12 protein-coding genes and 1 tRNA gene are annotated in these 15363 nt (G+C 68.1%); 5 read left to right on the top strand and 8 right to left on the bottom strand.

What is annotated here, in order from left to right; all coding sequences use genetic code 11:
* Positions 1–28: 28 nt before the first annotated feature.
* Positions 29–100: transfer RNA gene (locus KME78_RS36635), tRNA-Gln, on the bottom strand.
* Positions 101–332: 232 nt separating this feature from the next.
* Here KME78_RS36635 and KME78_RS36630 point away from each other — a divergent pair.
* The 4 genes from KME78_RS36630 to KME78_RS36615 are packed head-to-tail and all read left to right on the top strand — an operon-like array spanning position 333 to position 5172.
* Positions 333–1271 carry an acyl-CoA desaturase gene (locus tag KME78_RS36630; protein ID WP_219534031.1) on the top strand — a complete coding sequence of 313 codons (939 nt, stop codon included), beginning with the start codon at positions 333–335 and terminating at the stop codon, positions 1269–1271.
* Between the two features lie 58 nt (positions 1272–1329).
* Complete coding sequence (locus KME78_RS36625) at positions 1330–2232, top strand: TetR/AcrR family transcriptional regulator (RefSeq protein ID WP_219534030.1); 903 nt, start codon at positions 1330–1332, stop codon at positions 2230–2232.
* 53 nt (positions 2233–2285) lie between these two features.
* Positions 2286–4346, top strand: coding sequence for an RNA degradosome polyphosphate kinase (locus KME78_RS36620; RefSeq protein WP_219534029.1), 2061 nt, complete (start codon positions 2286–2288; stop codon positions 4344–4346).
* Positions 4339–5172 carry an NUDIX hydrolase gene (locus KME78_RS36615; RefSeq protein ID WP_219534028.1) on the top strand — a complete coding sequence of 278 codons (834 nt, stop codon included), beginning with the start codon at positions 4339–4341 and terminating at the stop codon, positions 5170–5172. The genes KME78_RS36620 and KME78_RS36615 overlap by 8 nt, the downstream gene beginning before the upstream one ends.
* 4 nt (positions 5173–5176) lie before the next feature.
* On the opposite strand, the gene KME78_RS36610 is transcribed toward KME78_RS36615, so the two are convergent.
* The 4 genes from KME78_RS36610 to KME78_RS36595 are packed head-to-tail and all read right to left on the bottom strand — an operon-like array spanning position 5177 to position 8992.
* Positions 5177–6352 (bottom strand): cytochrome P450, encoded by a 1176-nt coding sequence (locus tag KME78_RS36610; protein WP_219534027.1) that lies wholly within the window; start codon positions 6350–6352, stop codon positions 5177–5179.
* Positions 6349–7833 carry a CYTH and CHAD domain-containing protein gene (locus KME78_RS67425; protein ID WP_219534026.1) on the bottom strand — a complete coding sequence of 495 codons (1485 nt, stop codon included), beginning with the start codon at positions 7831–7833 and terminating at the stop codon, positions 6349–6351. Before KME78_RS67425 ends, KME78_RS36610 begins: the two co-directional genes overlap by 4 nt.
* 53 nt (positions 7834–7886) lie before the next feature.
* Complete coding sequence (locus tag KME78_RS36600; protein WP_219534025.1) at positions 7887–8222, bottom strand: VOC family protein; 336 nt, start codon at positions 8220–8222, stop codon at positions 7887–7889.
* The gene (locus KME78_RS36595; RefSeq protein WP_246652698.1) at positions 8219–8992 is read right to left on the bottom strand and encodes a trans-aconitate 2-methyltransferase; all 774 of its coding nucleotides are present in this window, start codon (positions 8990–8992) and stop codon (positions 8219–8221) included. Before KME78_RS36595 ends, KME78_RS36600 begins: the two co-directional genes overlap by 4 nt.
* 109 nt (positions 8993–9101) lie before the next feature.
* Here KME78_RS36595 and KME78_RS36590 point away from each other — a divergent pair, with 109 nt between their 5' ends.
* On the top strand, positions 9102–9602 hold the full coding sequence (locus KME78_RS36590) for a MarR family winged helix-turn-helix transcriptional regulator (protein ID WP_219534024.1): 501 nt from the start codon (positions 9102–9104) through the stop codon (positions 9600–9602).
* Positions 9603–10141: 539 nt separating this feature from the next.
* Here the strand turns inward: KME78_RS36590 and KME78_RS36585 are convergent.
* From KME78_RS36585 to iscB, 3 genes are all read right to left on the bottom strand, one after another.
* Positions 10142–11938, bottom strand: coding sequence for an ABC-F family ATP-binding cassette domain-containing protein (locus KME78_RS36585; protein WP_219534023.1), 1797 nt, complete (start codon positions 11936–11938; stop codon positions 10142–10144).
* 443 nt (positions 11939–12381) lie between these two features.
* The gene (locus tag KME78_RS36580; RefSeq protein WP_219534022.1) at positions 12382–13284 is read right to left on the bottom strand and encodes a 4-(cytidine 5'-diphospho)-2-C-methyl-D-erythritol kinase; all 903 of its coding nucleotides are present in this window, start codon (positions 13282–13284) and stop codon (positions 12382–12384) included.
* An 87-nt stretch (positions 13285–13371) separates the two neighbouring features.
* Positions 13372–14841, bottom strand: coding sequence for an RNA-guided endonuclease IscB (iscB, locus tag KME78_RS36575; RefSeq protein ID WP_219534021.1), 1470 nt, complete (start codon positions 14839–14841; stop codon positions 13372–13374).
* Between the last annotated feature and the right edge of the window lie 522 nt (positions 14842–15363).

The raw sequence follows: 15363 nt of genomic DNA, 5'->3' as shown, positions 1-15363 counted from the left end.
ACGCTTACTCGGCGGGAGAGCCTCCAAGCTCCCGGAAGAGGACTCGAACCCCTACAAAGTGGACCAAAACCACTTGTCCTGCCGATTAGACGATCCGGGACTAAATCGGGCACCGCAGCGCCCGACGCACTCCTACGATACCGATCCTTGGCCCACGCGCGCGCCACATAACAGACCACCCGAAAAGCCGCAAGGTACAGAACCTACTCCTCTTCCGGGCAGAGAGTCGACTTCGCCACACTCGCGGCTTAGGTCTTACTAACTTACGATGGCGTAGGTTACGGTGGCGTAGCCAGGACATTCGTTCTCATATATGTCGTGAGAGGTAGCCCATGACCGTTATCGCCGAGCGCACGTCCCCCGGACCGAAGCCCGACGTCGAACCCGAACCCCGGACCAAGGCCGAGCTCGTCACCTTCGCCCTCGTCGTGGGGCTGCCCATCATCGCGATCGTGGCCGCAGTGCCGTTCGCATGGGGTTGGGGGCTCGGCTGGACCGACATCGTCATCGCCTTCGTCTTCTACGTCGTGACCGGCCTCGGCGTCACCGTCGGTCTGCACCGCTTCTTCACGCACGGCTCGTTCAAGGCCAAGCGCCCCCTGAAGATCGCGCTGGGCATCGCGGGCAGCCTCTCGCTGGAGATGTCCGTGCTCGACTGGGTGGCCACCCACCGCAAGCACCACAAGTTCTCCGACAAGGAGGGCGACCCGCACTCGCCGTGGCGCTTCGGCCCCGGCTTCAAGTCGCTGTCCAAGGGCCTGCTGTACGCGCACATGGGCTGGATGTTCGACGCCGACCGGACCAACCGCGAGAAGTACGCCCCCGACCTGGTCAAGGACGACGACGTCGTCAAGCTGCACAAGTGGTTCGGCCCGCTGGCCCTCACCTCGCTGCTGCTGCCCGGCATCCTCGGCGGCCTGCTCACCTGGTCCTGGCAGGGCGCGGTGACCGCGCTGTTCTGGGGCTCGCTGATCCGCATCGGCCTGCTGCACCACGTGACCTGGTCGATCAACTCGATCTGCCACGTGTTCGGCGAGGAGGACTTCCAGGTCCGCGACAAGTCGCGCAACGTCTGGTGGCTGGCCATCCCCTCCTTCGGCGAGTCGTGGCACAACCTGCACCACTCCGACCCCACCTGCGCCAGGCACGGCGCGCTGAAGGGCCAGATCGACCTGAGTGCCGAGGTCATCCGGATCTTCGAGCGGCTCGGCTGGGTGTACGACGTACGTTGGCCGACCCCCGAACGCCTGGCGGCGAAGCGCATTGGATGACCCCGGCTCCTTGATGACCGGCTCTTTGATGACCGGTCAGTCATCGAGCACCGCCATTATGGAAACCGTGACCGAACCCCGATCTCGCAGGCGCATGACTGGCAGGGAACGAAGAGAGCAGCTGATCCAGATCAGCCGTACGCTCTTCGCCGAGAAGGGGTTCGACGGGACCTCCATCGAGGAGATAGCGGCAACGGCCCAGGTCTCGAAGCCGGTGGTGTACGAACACTTCGGCGGCAAGGAAGGCGTCTACGCGGTCGTGGTCGACCGCGAGATGCAGAAGCTGCTCAGCATGATCACCGAGGCGCTGTCCGCCTCCCACTCGCTGATCAAGCTGGAGCGGGCCGCCCTGGCCCTGCTCCACTACATCGAGGAGAGCAGCGAGGGCTTCCGCATCCTGGTGCGCGACTCGCACGCCGCCTCGGGCACGGGCACGTTCGCGAGCCTGATCAGCGAGATCGCCAGCCAGGTCGAGGACGTACTGGCCGACGAGTTCGTCTCTCGCAACTACGACCCCAAGCTGGCGCCGATGTACGCGCAGATGCTCGTCGGCATGGTGGCGCTGACCGGCCAGTGGTGGCTCGACGTACGCAAGCCGGGCCGCGAGGAAGTCGCCGCCCATGTGGTCAACCTGGCCTGGAACGGCCTGACCGGGCTGAACCCGCACCCGGCCATCACCGCGACCGGGCGCGCCCACCCGGTCGTCGCCGTGCCGCGCGCCAGCGAGAAGGAGCAGCGCGAGCTGGAGAAGGCCCGCGACAAGGAGCTCAAGGAGGCCGAGAAGGCCCGCCAGCGGGAGCTCAAGGAGGCCGAGAAGGTCAGGGTCCGCGAGCTGAAGGAGCGCGAGAAGCTGCTGAAGGACGCCGAGAAGGCCCGCGAGCGCGAGGAGAAGCTGCGCCAGCGGGAAGCTCGCCTGGCCGAACGCGCCGCCCGGCTGGAGCAGATTGACCAGGCAGAATAAGCCGTTGCCGGGTCGTTCACGTTCTGTTCAACCAAATGGGGCATATTTCTCATATGTCCGCGGAACCACTTCGTCCTGAGAGCGATCTCCCCCTGCCACAAGAGAGGTTCCTCAACCGCGAGGAGAGCTGGCTGCAGTTCAACGAGCGCGTTCTGGAACTGGCCGAAGACTCGACCCTGCCCCTGCTCGAACGCGTGCGCTTCCTGGCGATCTTCGCCAGCAACCTGGATGAGTTCTTCCGGGTACGGGTGGCCGGGTTGAAGCGGCGGATGGCCACCGGGCTGCTGCTCAGGACGAAGAGCGGGCTGAAACCGCGCGAGGAGCTGGCCCGGATCGCGGCGATCTCCGACGAGCTGGCCAAGCGGCACGCGGCGGTCTTCCACCAGCAGGTCTGCCCGCAACTGGCCGCCGAGGGCATCGAGATCGTCCGGTGGGACGACCTGGGCCGCGAGGAGCGTACGGAGCTGCGCAAACTGTTCAGGGAGCGGATCCGGCCGGTGCTGACGCCGCTGGCCGTCGACCCTGCACACCCATTTCCGTATATTTCGGGACTCAGCCTGAATCTGGCGGTCCTGGTGAGGAATCCGGCGAACGATCACACCGTGTTCGCGCGGGTCAAGGTTCCGTCGCAGCTGCCCAGGTTCGTCACCGCCTCCAAGGACCGGTTCGTGCCGATGGAGGACGTCATCGCGGCACATCTGGGGCAGCTCTTCAAGGGCATGGAGATCGTCCAGCACCACGCCTTCCGGGTGACCCGCAACGAGGACCTCGACGTGGACGAGGACATCACCGAGAACCTCATGCAGGCGCTGGAGCGGGAGCTGAAGAACCGCCGCTTCGGCCCGGCCGTACGGCTGGAGGTCGAGGACACCATCACGCCCGAGGTGCTCGACCTGCTGGTCGAGGAGCTCGAAGTCGCGCCGCACGAGATCTACCGGCTGGCCGGTCCGCTCGACCTGACCGGGCTGCACGCCCTCGCCGATCTGGACCGGGCCGAGCTGAGCTACCGGCCGTTCGTCCCCAGGGAGGCCGTGCTGGCGGATGACGACATCTTCGCGGCGCTGCGCGAGCGGGACGTGCTCCTGCACCACCCCTACGACTCGTTCGCCACCAGCGTGCAGCGCTTCATCGAGGCGGCGGCCGAGGACCCGAACGTCCTGGCGATCAAGCAGACCCTCTACCGGACCAGCGGCGAGTCCCCCATCGTCGACGCGCTGATCGACGCGGCCGAGTCGGGCAAGCAGGTCGTCGTGGTGGTGGAGATCAAGGCCCGCTTCGACGAGCACGCCAACATCGAGTGGGCGCGCAAGCTGGAGAAGGCCGGCTGCCACGTGGTCTACGGCGTGGTCGGGCTGAAGACACACTGCAAACTGGCCCTGGTCGTACGGCAGGAGCCGTCCGGCGAACTGCGCCGCTACTGCCACATCGGCACGGGCAACTACAACCCCAAGACGGCCAGGCAGTACGAGGACCTCGGCCTGCTCACCGCGGACCCGCTGGTCGGCGAGGACGTCACGGACCTGTTCATCCACCTGACCGGCTACTCCAACCACTCGGCCTACCGCAGGCTGCTCGTCGCCCCGCACTCGCTGCGCGGCGGCCTGATGGCCAGAATCGAACGGGAGATCGCCCACCAGGAGGCGGGCCGTCCCGCGCGCATCAGGATCAAGACGAACTCGCTGGTGGACGAGCCGCTCATCGACGCCCTCTACCGGGCGTCGCGGGCCGGCGTGCAGGTGGACCTGTGGGTGCGGGGCATCTGCACCCTCCGCCCCGGGATTCCGGATCTGTCGGAAAATATCCGCGTACGGTCGATACTCGGGCGTTTCCTGGAGCACTCCCGCATCTACGAGTTCGGCCTGGGCCGGCGGCCCGAGGTGTGGATCGGCAGCGCCGACCTGATGCGCCGCAACCTCGAACGCCGGGTCGAGTCCCTGGTCAAGGTGACCAGCCAGCAGCACAGGGCGTACCTCATCGAGCTGATGGACGTCGCCACCGCTGACACGACGAGCGCGTGGCAGCTGAACTCCGACGGAACCTGGGTGCGACATCCGGGCGAGGACCTGCAGAGCCATCTGATCGGCACCCGCCGCTGGAGGACCGTTGATGACTGACCCGCTCCGTGCCGCCGGAGCCGTGGTGTGGCGTGGTGACGAGCGCCGCCCCGAGGTGGCCGTCATCCACCGCCCGGCCTACGACGACTGGACCTTCCCCAAGGGCAAGCTGAAGCACGGCGAGCACGTGATCGCCGCCGCGCTGCGCGAGGTACGCGAGGAGACGGGCCTGGTCACGGCGCTCGGCCGCGCCCTGCCGCCGGTCCACTACCTGATCACGGACCGGCTCAAGCGGGTCGACTACTGGGCGGCCCAGGCCACGTCCGAGAGCGTGGCGTTCACCCCCGGCGACGAGGTGGACGAGATGCGCTGGCTGCCGCTCGACCGCGCCCGCGAGCTCCTCACCTGGGAGTGGGACGCGGGCCTGCTCCACTCGCTGGAGGCGGCGCCGCTCGAAACCGTCCCCCTTGTCCTGGTACGTCATGGCTCCGCGGGCTCCAGGCAGGCGTGGGAGGGCGATGACGCGCTGCGTCCCCTCGACACGGACGGCAGGGCGCAGGCCGAGACCATCGCCCGGGTGCTGCCCGCCTACCGCCCCGAGGCCTTGGTGAGCTCGCCGAGCCTCAGGTGTGTTCAGACGCTCCAGCCGTACAGCGCGGACATCAGGACCGAGCCGCTGCTCAGCGAGGAGCACCACGACCCGGACAAGACGACCGCGCTGGTCGAGGAGCTCAGGACGGCGGCGGCCGTGTGCAGCCACGGCAAGGTGCTGCCCGACCTGATCCAGTCGCTCAGCGGCAAGGACGTGCACCTGCGCAAGGGGGCGTTCGCCGTGCTGCACCGGCTGGGCGAGCGGGTCGTCAGCGTGGAGCGTTACCCGACCTGACCGGTCACCAGGTGACGGGCAGTTCGGCGACCCCTTCGGTGATCCGGCCCTCGTTGCGCCGCAGCTTGTCGAACGGCACGGCCACCCGCAGGTCGGGGAAGCGCTGATAGAGCCGGCTGAACACCGCCTCCAGCTCCACCCTGGCCAGGCTGGCGCCGATGCAGTAGCGCGGGCCGTACCCGAAGCTCAGGTGCGGGTCGCTGGACGCCCTGCCCACGTCGAAGGTGTCGGGATCGGGGTAGATCCGCTCGTCCCTGTTGGCCGCTCCCGGCATGAGCAGCACGGCCTCGCCCCTGCGGATCGTGACGTCGCCGATCTCGATGTCGTCGTGGGCGTAGCGGGGCAGGCCGTGCAGGCTGGGCGAGGCCATGCGGAGGATCTCCTCGACGGCGGCGGGCGCCCGCCCGGGGTCGGCCTTGAGCAGCGCGAGCTGGTCGGGATTGGCCTCCAGGAACAGCACGCCGTAGTCGATGCGGTTCACCGTGGTCTCGTGCCCGGCGAACAGCAGCCCGCCGGCCAGCTGGGCGATCCTGCCGTCGTCGTCCAGCACATCGGCCAGGTCCGACAGGACGTCCTCGCCGGGTTCGTGCCGTTTGCGGTCGATGAGCCCGGCCATGTACGCGCTCAGCTCCTCGCGCGCCGCCATGCCCTTGGCCTCGTCCGCGACGTCACCCATGCGGGCGGAGACGCCGCTGAAGTAGCCCCGATCCTCGAAGGGGACGCCGAGCAGCTGGCAGATGACCAGCACGGGGAGCGGGAAGGACAGCTCGGCGTGCAGGTCGGCGGGCGGCGTCAGCCCGGCCAGGTGCTCCAGCCGCTCGTCGACCAGGGCGCCCACGTGGTCGCTGAGCGCCTTCATCCGGCGGGCGGAGAACGAGGGCATGAACAGCTTGCGCATCCGCTCGTTGTCGGCCTTCTCGGTCGCGCTCTCGCCCTGGGGGCCGCCGAGCAGCGCGGAGCCGGAGACGCGGGCGGCCTTCTCCGGCTCGGGGTGCGAGCGCCCGAGCCGGGAGTCGGCGAACAGCTTTCGGGCGTCCTCGTAGCCGCTGACGAGCCAGACCTCACCGCCCACCCGGGTCCGCACCCGGGTGATGCCCTTCTCGGCCCGCAGCTCCCGATAGGCCGCGGGGACCTCGAGCGCGTCGTGTCGTTCGAAAGGTATGACTGGTAAGTCACTCATAGTAGTTTCCCGATGGCTTCCACTGTTTCGGCCCAGACTCTGGGGAAGTCCGCGTGTGCTCGCTCCGCCGTGCCGCGTTCGAGGCCGATGAGCACGCCGTAGGTGAAGGTGTCCTCGCCTGCCTGGCGCGCGGTCTCCGCCTCCTTGGCCAGCGTCTCCTGCGCCACCACACCGTCCTGGTGCGTGCCGAGCACCTCCTGCACGGCCGTGGCGTGCTTGGCCAGCTTGGCCATGCTCTTGCCGAGCGTGGGCTGGAGGGCTTCGGCGGTGTAGCGGGCGCGTTTGGCCGCCTTGCGTACGTCGTGCATGGCGATCTCGCGGCGCTCGGGGTCGGAGATCGCCTGGGCGGTGTCGTAGGCCTTGGTCACCCGGTCCCAGTTGCCGGCGGCCACGTCACTGAGCTTGTCCTGTGCCGGTTTCGCCGCGGGCTTGGTCAGCCTCGGCCTGGCCGTGAGCGTGTCGAGGGCGTCGAGCAGCGCGTAGTAGCGCTCGCCGCTGAGGGTCTCCTTGATGCGCTCGTACGCCTCGTGCTCGCGTGCGAGCAGGTCGTCGCCGAGCCTGGCCAGGATGGGGCCGGTGATCAGTTCGGGGGCCAGCACCGCCAGCTCGCGGGCGAACCTGGCTCTGATCACCTCCAGGTCACGGGCCTCGCCGAGCACGTTGCCCAGCCAGCGCAGCTCGTCCTGGACTCGCTTCGTGCCGGTGATGATGGTGTCGAACGCCTTGAGCGCGCTGCGCAGCCTGCGGGCGGCGACGCGCATCTGGTGGACGGCGTCCTCTTCCGCCCTGCGTACTCGGGGATCCTGTGAGAGGAGGGCTGTTACCTGGCTTGCCAGGTAGTTCACGATGACCTGGCCTGCCGTGCCGTCCTTTGTCACGGCCTGGGCGGGGGGCGGGGGTTCGAGGAGCCTGGCGAGCTTGCTGGTCGCCTCCGACGGGGTGGCGCCGGCCTTCATGAGCCGCTTGCCGACCTTGGCGAGCAGGGCCTGGTCGCCTTCGAGCAGTTCCGCCTCCACCTCGCGCCACCGCACGACCCTGGGCTCTTCTGGCCTGCTGGTGTAGACCGTGCCCTTGACCCGGTCGTCGGCGATCTCGACCAGCCCGGTCGGGGCGGCGCGCAGCAGCGTGACGGTCCGGCGGGTGTCGAGCTCGGCCACCACCTGGAGCTCGGCGCCGCGGGTGTAGGCGCGGACGAGTTCGGCGAGCTCGGGGGGCACGATCTTGGTGCTCCGGGTGAGCGGGCGGGTGATCTCTTGGCGGACGCCCTTGGCCTTGGGCAGTTTCAGATGCCAGCCCGCGTCATCACCGCCGCGTCTTCGGCGGAGGGTGATGCCCCGGGTCGCCAACCGCAGGTCGGGCGTGTCGTAGTAGAGCGCCACGAGCTGATAGCTCTTCGGGCCCGAGATCTCCGCCAGCTTGCTCAGGTCGGGTACCGCGTAGTCGGGAAAAACGTCGAACTTGTCCTCGATTTCGATGCCCACAGCACCTCACAGCCTTGGCCGATTTGGACAATCATGCCACCACTGGATGAACTTCACACTTCTTGAAGTAGCTCGATTCTGTTCCCAACCGGGTCCGTGAGGTAGATCCGGCGGTAGCCCGGGAGCAGGTCGTCGGGGGGTTCTGTGCCGAACGCGTCGAGGTCGTCCACCAGGAACGCCGGGTGCGCCTTCCTGGCGGGCCGGAAGTCGTCCTCGATGCCGAGATGCACCTCCACGCCCTCGCCACGAAACCAGACGCCACCACGTTTGGCCAAATCAGGCGGTTTGGGGACCTCCTGGAGCCCGAGGACTCCCCCGTAGAACTCCCTCAGCAGCGGCTCGCTCCCCGCGGGCGCGGCGAGCTGGACATGGTGCAGGCCCGTGATCACTGCTGCTGATGTTTCTGCGCCACCACGAAGATGCGCCGGAACGGGAACGGCGTGCCGTACGGCTTGGCCGGATAAACCTCGTCGAGCCGCTGCGCCAGCTCGGCCGTGAACTTCTTCTGCTCGTCGGCGTCCAGCCGGTCGAAGATCGGGCGCAGGGCGGTGCCGGAGATCCAGTTCAGCACCGCGTTGTCGCCCTCGAGCAGGTGGACGTACGTCGTCTCCCAGGCGTCGACCCGGCAGCCGCGCAGGAAGTCGACGTAGCCGGCGGCGTCGTCGACCGGGCTGCCCCGATCGAAGTCGCCGAGCCGATCGGACCACGCGGGCGAGGCGCAGAGCTCGCGGATCGCCACGTGGCTGGGGGCGTTGAAGTTGCCCGGTACCTGGAAGGCCAGCCAGCCGCCCGGGCTCAGCGAGTCGATCCAGTGCTCCAGCACGTCGCGGTGCGAGGGCACCCATTGCAGGACGGCGTTGGAGACCAGCACGTCCACCGGCCGGTCGGGGCGCCACGTGGTGACGTCGGCGACCGTGGACCTGATCTGCTGGTGCCGGCGGGCCTCGGTGATCATGGCCGGGGAGGCGTCGAAGCCGTCCACGGTAGCCTGGGGCCAGCGGCGGGCGAGTTCGACGGTGAGTTCGCCGGTGCCGCAGCCGGCGTCCACGACATAATCGGGACTGTCGGCGCCGATTCTGGCGGTCAGCTCGAAGAACGGGCGTGCTCGCTCGTCGGTGTACCTGGCGTACGTTGTGGGATCCCAGATATCTCTCGACATAGAGATTATTGATATCGAGATATGTATCTCGATGTCAAGACAGTACAATCTGAGGCATGACGCAGGACGAGCTCTTCCCGAGCTGGCGATCTCATAGCAAGGCGGTGTGGTGAACGGAGAGCCGCGGGACGAGGTCGACCGGCTGGTGGCGGCCTGGCGGACGGAGCGCCCGGACCTCGACGTGGAGCCGCTTCAGGTGCTGTCGCGGGTTTCGCGGCTGGCCAAGCATCTCGACCGGGCCAGGCGGGCCGCGTTCGCCGAGCACGATCTCGAGCCGTGGGAGTTCGACGTGCTGACGGCGCTGCGGCGGGCGGGCAAGCCGTACGAGCTGAGCCCGGGGGCGCTGATCCGCGCCACGTTGGTCACCTCGGGCACGATGACGAACCGCATCGACCGGCTCGCCCAGGCGTCCCTGGTCCGGCGCCGGCCGGATCCGGAGGATCGGCGGGGGGTGCTGGTGTCGCTCACTGAGAGCGGGTTGGCGCGGGTGGATGCCGCGTTCGCGGATCTGCTGCGACGCGAGCACGCCCTACTCGCCGCCCTGGCCCCCAACGACCAACGCACCCTGTCCGCCCTGCTCCGCACCCTGCTCGCTCCCTTCGACTCCTAGCCCGTTTCGTGGCCCGTTTCGTGGCCCGTTTCGTGGCCCGTTTCGTGGCCCGTTTCGTGGCCCGTTTCGTGGGCTCGCGTTTCAGAGAGGGCTGATGACGTCCCGGCCGCTGTCTTCGGCGAGTTGGGCCGCCATTTGCGGGAGTTCTCTCCTTACGGCTTCTTTTCTTGTACGGCTTCGCATGGGTTGCCCGCCCCACCGTCGTTGGCGCGCGACCGTCAAGCGCCGGTCGTGAAGGCTCACGGGGTGCTCGCCGTAACGACTCGTTCTTGGCCGCCTTCTTCGGAAGCCCGTCACCGTAGACGGTACCGATCGCTCTTCGGGCGTCTGCTCCGGAGCCCTTCACCCGTAGACCGTCGCTGCTCGCTCTTCGGGCGTCTGCCTCGGAAGCCAGACGCCCGCGTGCCACCCGCATGCCGCTACGGCGCGTACGTACTTGGGCGCCTTCTTCTAAAGCCGACCACCCGTTTGCCGCTGCGGCAGCGTTTGGGCCGCCTGCTTCCAAGTCAGCCGCTCAGTCTCTCAACCGCTTAAGACCGTCAGTCGCTCAGTCGGTCGGCGAGTTCGAGCCACTCGGCTTCGACGGTGTCCTTTTGGTCGAGGATGTCTCTGAGCTGGGCGTCCAGGGAACCTAGTTTGGCGTAGTCGCTGGCCGCGTCCGCCATTGCGGCGTGGAGCTTGGCTTCCTGGTCGCCCAGTCGGTCGAGTTGGCGTTCGAGGCGGTTGAGCTCCTTGCGGAGCTCTCGTTCCTCCTTGGCCGACATGCCCTCTTGGGGGGCTGCGGGCTGGATCTGTGCGGGAGTGGGCTGGAGTGAGGTCGTTCGCGCTGTCAGGGCGGTGCCCTGGGCGCGGCGGGCCAGGTATTCGTCCACGCCCCCCGGAAGGAACGACAGCTTGCCGTTGCCCAGGAGGGCTACGCACTTGTCTGTGACGCGCTCCAGGAAGTAGCGGTCGTGGCTCACCAGGATGAGCGTGCCGGGCCAGCCGTCGAGGAGGTCTTCGAGCTCGTTCAGGGTCTCGATGTCGAGATCGTTGGTCGGCTCGTCGAGCAGCAGCACGTTGGGGTCGTCCATGAGCAGCCTGAGCAGTTGCAGCCGCCGCCGCTCGCCACCCGACAGGTCGCCGACGACCTTCCACTGCGCCTCGCCCTTGAAGCCCAGGCGTTCGAGCAGTTGGGAGGCGGACCACTCCTTCTTGCCGACCTGGATGTACTTGCGGATCTCCTCGACCGTCTCCAGCACCCGGCGGGTGGGGTCGAGTTCGGCCAGCTCCTGCGACAGGTGCGCCAGACGTACCGTCTTGCCCCTGGTCATCCGGCCCGAGTCGAGCTGGACCGTGTCGGCGAGCAACCGGAGCACGGACGACTTGCCGGAACCGTTGACGCCGATCAGCCCGACCCGGTCGCCCGGCCCGAACTGCCAGGTGCAGTCGTCGAGCACCAGCGGCCCACTGCCGGGGCCTCCGGCGTGCAGGGTGACGTCTTCGAGGTCGTACACCGTCTTGCCGAGCCGGACCGCCGCGAACCGCAGCAGCTCCACGCTCTCGCGAGCCGGCGGCTCGTCGGCGATCAGCGCCTGGGCGGCCTCCACCCGGAACTTGGGCTTCGACGTACGCGCGGGCGGGCCGCGCCGCAGCCAGGCGATCTCCTTGCGCATGAGGTTTTGACGGCGTTCTTCGGCGGCCTGGGCGATGCGTGCGCGCTCTGCCTTCGCGAGCACGTATGCGGCGTAACCGCCCTCATACCGCTCGACTCGCCCGTCCACGACCTCCCACGTCCTGGTGGAGACCGCGTCGAGGAACCACCGGTCGTGCGTCACGACCACCAGCGCGCTCTTACGTCCGGACAGATGACCGGCGAGCCAGGCGATGGCCTCGATGTCGAGATGGTTGGTCGGCTCGTCGAGCATGATCAGGTCGTGCTCTTCGATGAGCAACTGGGCCAGCGCGGTGCGCCGCCGCTCACCACCGGACAGGTCACCCGCCTTGGCCTCGAGATCGAGATCGCCGATGAGATTGCTGAGAATCTCGCGGACGCCCTGATCCCCCGCCCACTCGTGCTCGGCCTTCTCACCCAGCACGATCTCCCGGATGGGCATCGCCGGATCGAGCGCGTCATGCTGCGTCAGCATGCCCACCCGTAGCCCCCGGGTATGGGTAACCCGGCCGCTGTCCGGCCGGACATCCGCCGAGATCACCGACAGAAGTGTGGTCTTACCGCCGCCGTTACGTCCGACGACACCTATGCGCTCGCCGACCTCGACGCCGAGGGAGACGTCGCTGAGCAGCGGCTTGGGCCCGTAGGCATGGGAAACAGACTCGAGATTTACCAGATTCATGGCCTTACCAGGGTATCGGCCCGCGCGACGCTGTGGTGACGGCACCAAGCCGCCACCATCCCCCAAACCCAGTCGCAACGCATCACTGCACTCAAGCCCTCACGGCCCAGGACCCAAGCCCTCACGACTCAAGCCGGCGGACCGCCGCCATACGCCCCGCCACTCCAAATCGCCACCGCTTCCACCGCTTCCACCACGGCCACCACGCCGGGAGTGTCCCCCAATCAGCGAACGGGCGGCCAGACGAGCGGAGAAGCAACCGGGCGGACGGGCGAGCAGCCGGAGAGGCGCACGAACGGCCGGGAAGCAGGACGTGGCGAGCGGCCGGGCGGGCGGAAGGGCCATTCATGCGGCCCCGCGCTGCCCTCTACCCCCTCTGGCAGCGCTTCCATCCTTCCGAACAGTCCCATCGCACCCTAGAGGGGCGTAAAGCGCTGACGGTGTTAGACCACTACCGCACCAGGGACAGGGCCGTGGGCGGGGATGGCGGTGCGGGTGACGTTGGTGGTGGAGAGGGCGGTGGCCAGTTGGTCGGCGTGGGCGGCGTCGGTCGCGAGGAAGGCGCAGGTGGGACCTGAGCCGGAGACGATCGCGCCGAGTGCGCCGTGCTCGCGGCCGGCTTCGAGGGTGTGGGCCAGTTGCGGGCGGAGCTTCAGGGCGGCGGGCTGGAGGTCGTTCGTCAGGTAGGCGCCCAGTTTGCGGGCGTCGCCGGAGCCGAGCGCCTCCAGCAGGGGGTCGCTCAACTGTGGCCAGGGGATTTCGGCGCTGGTCGCGGCGCGGAGCCGATCGCATTCGGCGTAGACAGTGGCAGTGGACAGCCCACCCTCCGCCACCGCGAACACCCAGTGGAACTGACCACCGGTCGGCAACTCGCTGAGCTGTTCGCCCCGGCCGATCCCAACCGCCGTGCCCCCGAGCATCGAAAAGGGCACGTCACTACCCAGATCACCGGCGATCTCCATGAGATCTTCGAACGGCAGGCCAAGCCCCCACAACTCGTTGCAGGCCACCAGAGCCCCCGCCGCGTCGGCGCTCCCGCCGGCCATGCCACCGGCCACGGGAATGGCCTTTTTGATGACCAGCGCCACGCCATAAGTGCGGCCTGCGTGCTTGGCCAGGGCTCTCGCGGCCTGGATCGCGAGGTTCTCGTCATCGAGCGGGACCCGGTCCGCCCAGTTTCCCTCCACCGTGACGGTGATCGACTCGGACTCCTTGGCGACCACTTCGTCGAAGATCGATACCGCGTGGAACACGTTGACCAGGTCGTGATAGCCGTCTTCGCGGAGCGGTCCGACGGATAGCTGCACGTTGACCTTCGCGGGCACCCGTACGGTAACCGAACTCATCAGAACCTTCCGTGGATACCCCGGCGTTCACGCCGGGGAGGAATCGGGAGCGGGAAGGCCCCAAAGGGCCTTTGTGTGCCCTGAGGTTCACCGTTCAATGGTGGCCTCCTCGCTCGTGGTGTAGGCGTAGCCGTCGGCTCTTTGGAGCAGGCGGATGTGTTTGTGGTTGATGCCTTGGCGGGTGCCGGTCGCGGTGGTGATGTTGAAGGATCCTGTGGTGCGGACGGCGACGCGTCCGGTGTGGACTCCGGTGTTCTTGCCTTTGGCGAGGGTGGCGCGAACGAGGTCGCCGGTGGCGAACCCGTGGACGTGCTTGACTCGGGGAAGTCGCAGGCGGGGGAATCCGTACCGGTCAGTGCGGGTCCGGCAGTAGCTGCCGCGTCCGGTGGCCCTGACCACCAGGACGCGGCCCGGCCATCCGGTCACCTGCCAGAGCTCGCCGACGTGCAGCGCGTCCAGGGTGTGGGACTTCGACGCATCCGTACGGGAACGGTTCCATTTGGTACGCCCACCCGAACCGGTGGCCACGGGCAGAGTCGTCGCGGTGAGCGCCTGCCACAGCGCCCAGCGGGTGGCGTTGAGGGCCGCGGCGTCCCGTAGCGGGGCCTTGGCCTGCTTGAGGATGCGCGCCAGCAGTGCGGGCTTACTTCGCAGGAACTCTTCGACGGGCGTAGTGTTCTTGGCCTGGTTGCACGGCCGGCACGCCAGCGTCAGGTTGAAGATCCGGCCGGAGCCGCCGCGCGCCTTGGGGTGGATGTGCTCGACCTGCAACGGTGCACCGGCCGCGCCGCAGTACACACAGGTCCGGCCCCATTTCTCCAGCAGGTACTGGCGGACCTCATATCCGGCCAGCGTCCCCTGCTGGTACTCGACGCCTTCCAACGGCCTGCCCGCCGACATGGCGTGCGTGTCGAAGGAGACGCGCTCGACGTGGACGGCGCGCACGGGCGCCCACCGCCTCAACCGGGCCACCCACGACAGAGTGGTGTCCACCCGGTGCCGTAGAGACGGCGCGAGCCACCCCTTGGGTCTGGTGCGATTGAGGAATCGAGGAGCGCGGTAGCGCAGGTTCCGCGACCTCCTGGCGCGCCGGTAGTGCGAGCGGGCGGTCAGCTTGTCGCGGATCAACGCGCCCCGGTGGTCGAGTTGAACGCTGTACTTCCCGGCACGGCTCCCGCCGCGTACGGCGAAGACGGCGATGCCGGTGTGCCTGGAGCCGGGGTCGAGGCCGACCTCAACGCCGTGCACCGTGGAGACGGCCACCCGGCGGTCGGTCAGGCGGATGACGAACGGGGTGTGCCGGACCACCACCGCCCGCCCCGCTTTAAGGAAGTGCCGGGCCCGGCCCGGCCGGCAGGGCTGCAACGGTTTCCCATCGCGGCCGAGAACGAAAACGTGTGGGTCTGTAAGGACCCTTCCGCCCTTCCCGGACTGCTCCGGGTCGGGGTGACGCCCGCCGACCGGTGCGCTTCGGCGGATCTCCCCTCGCCCAGCTTCCACACCGGGTGCGCGGCCTGCCGCGCCTCCGTGAGCCGTTTCGTACCCACCCTCGGGCATGTCTGCTCCCACGGATTCCAGAGCAGCGAACTGAGGAAGCATTCGCTGGTGGGTCTGCGGTCCTGCGTGAAAGGTAGCCATCTGGATTGCACCTCCAATGGTGATGACTAGGGCTGGTCAACGCGGGGCTTCAAAGCACCTGAGGCACCTCAAGCCCCCTCCATCAGGAGGGGGTCGTTGACTTTCGTCGCTGGCGGGGGCGAGGACTCACGAGCTTGTCGAGGAGTCATGAGCTTATAGCGGCTCGCTTGCTGGTCACGTGATTCTCGGCAGATGTGGTGAAGCATGTGCGGGACCGATCCAACGCACGTACCCGTGGAGGTCAGCGACGCACGAGTGTGAAGACGCTGGCCGGACCAAACGACGGGACTGCCAGGACAACGAGACCGCCCGACCCGCTGGAACCGCGGACCCCTGACCCACTGGGCTGTGAGGAGTATCCGGCGATGGGCGGTAGGTCGGCAGCGGAGGGGCCGTTCCTGTTGGTAACCGCAGTGCTCGCCACCTGCGTTCGACCACCTG

Source organism: Nonomuraea guangzhouensis (assembly GCF_019396345.1).
In the GTDB taxonomy this organism is placed as follows: Bacteria; Actinomycetota; Actinomycetes; order Streptosporangiales; family Streptosporangiaceae; genus Nonomuraea; species Nonomuraea guangzhouensis.
The sequence above is the reverse complement of the archived record's forward strand: the minus strand, read 5'-3'. Positions and strand labels throughout refer to the sequence as shown.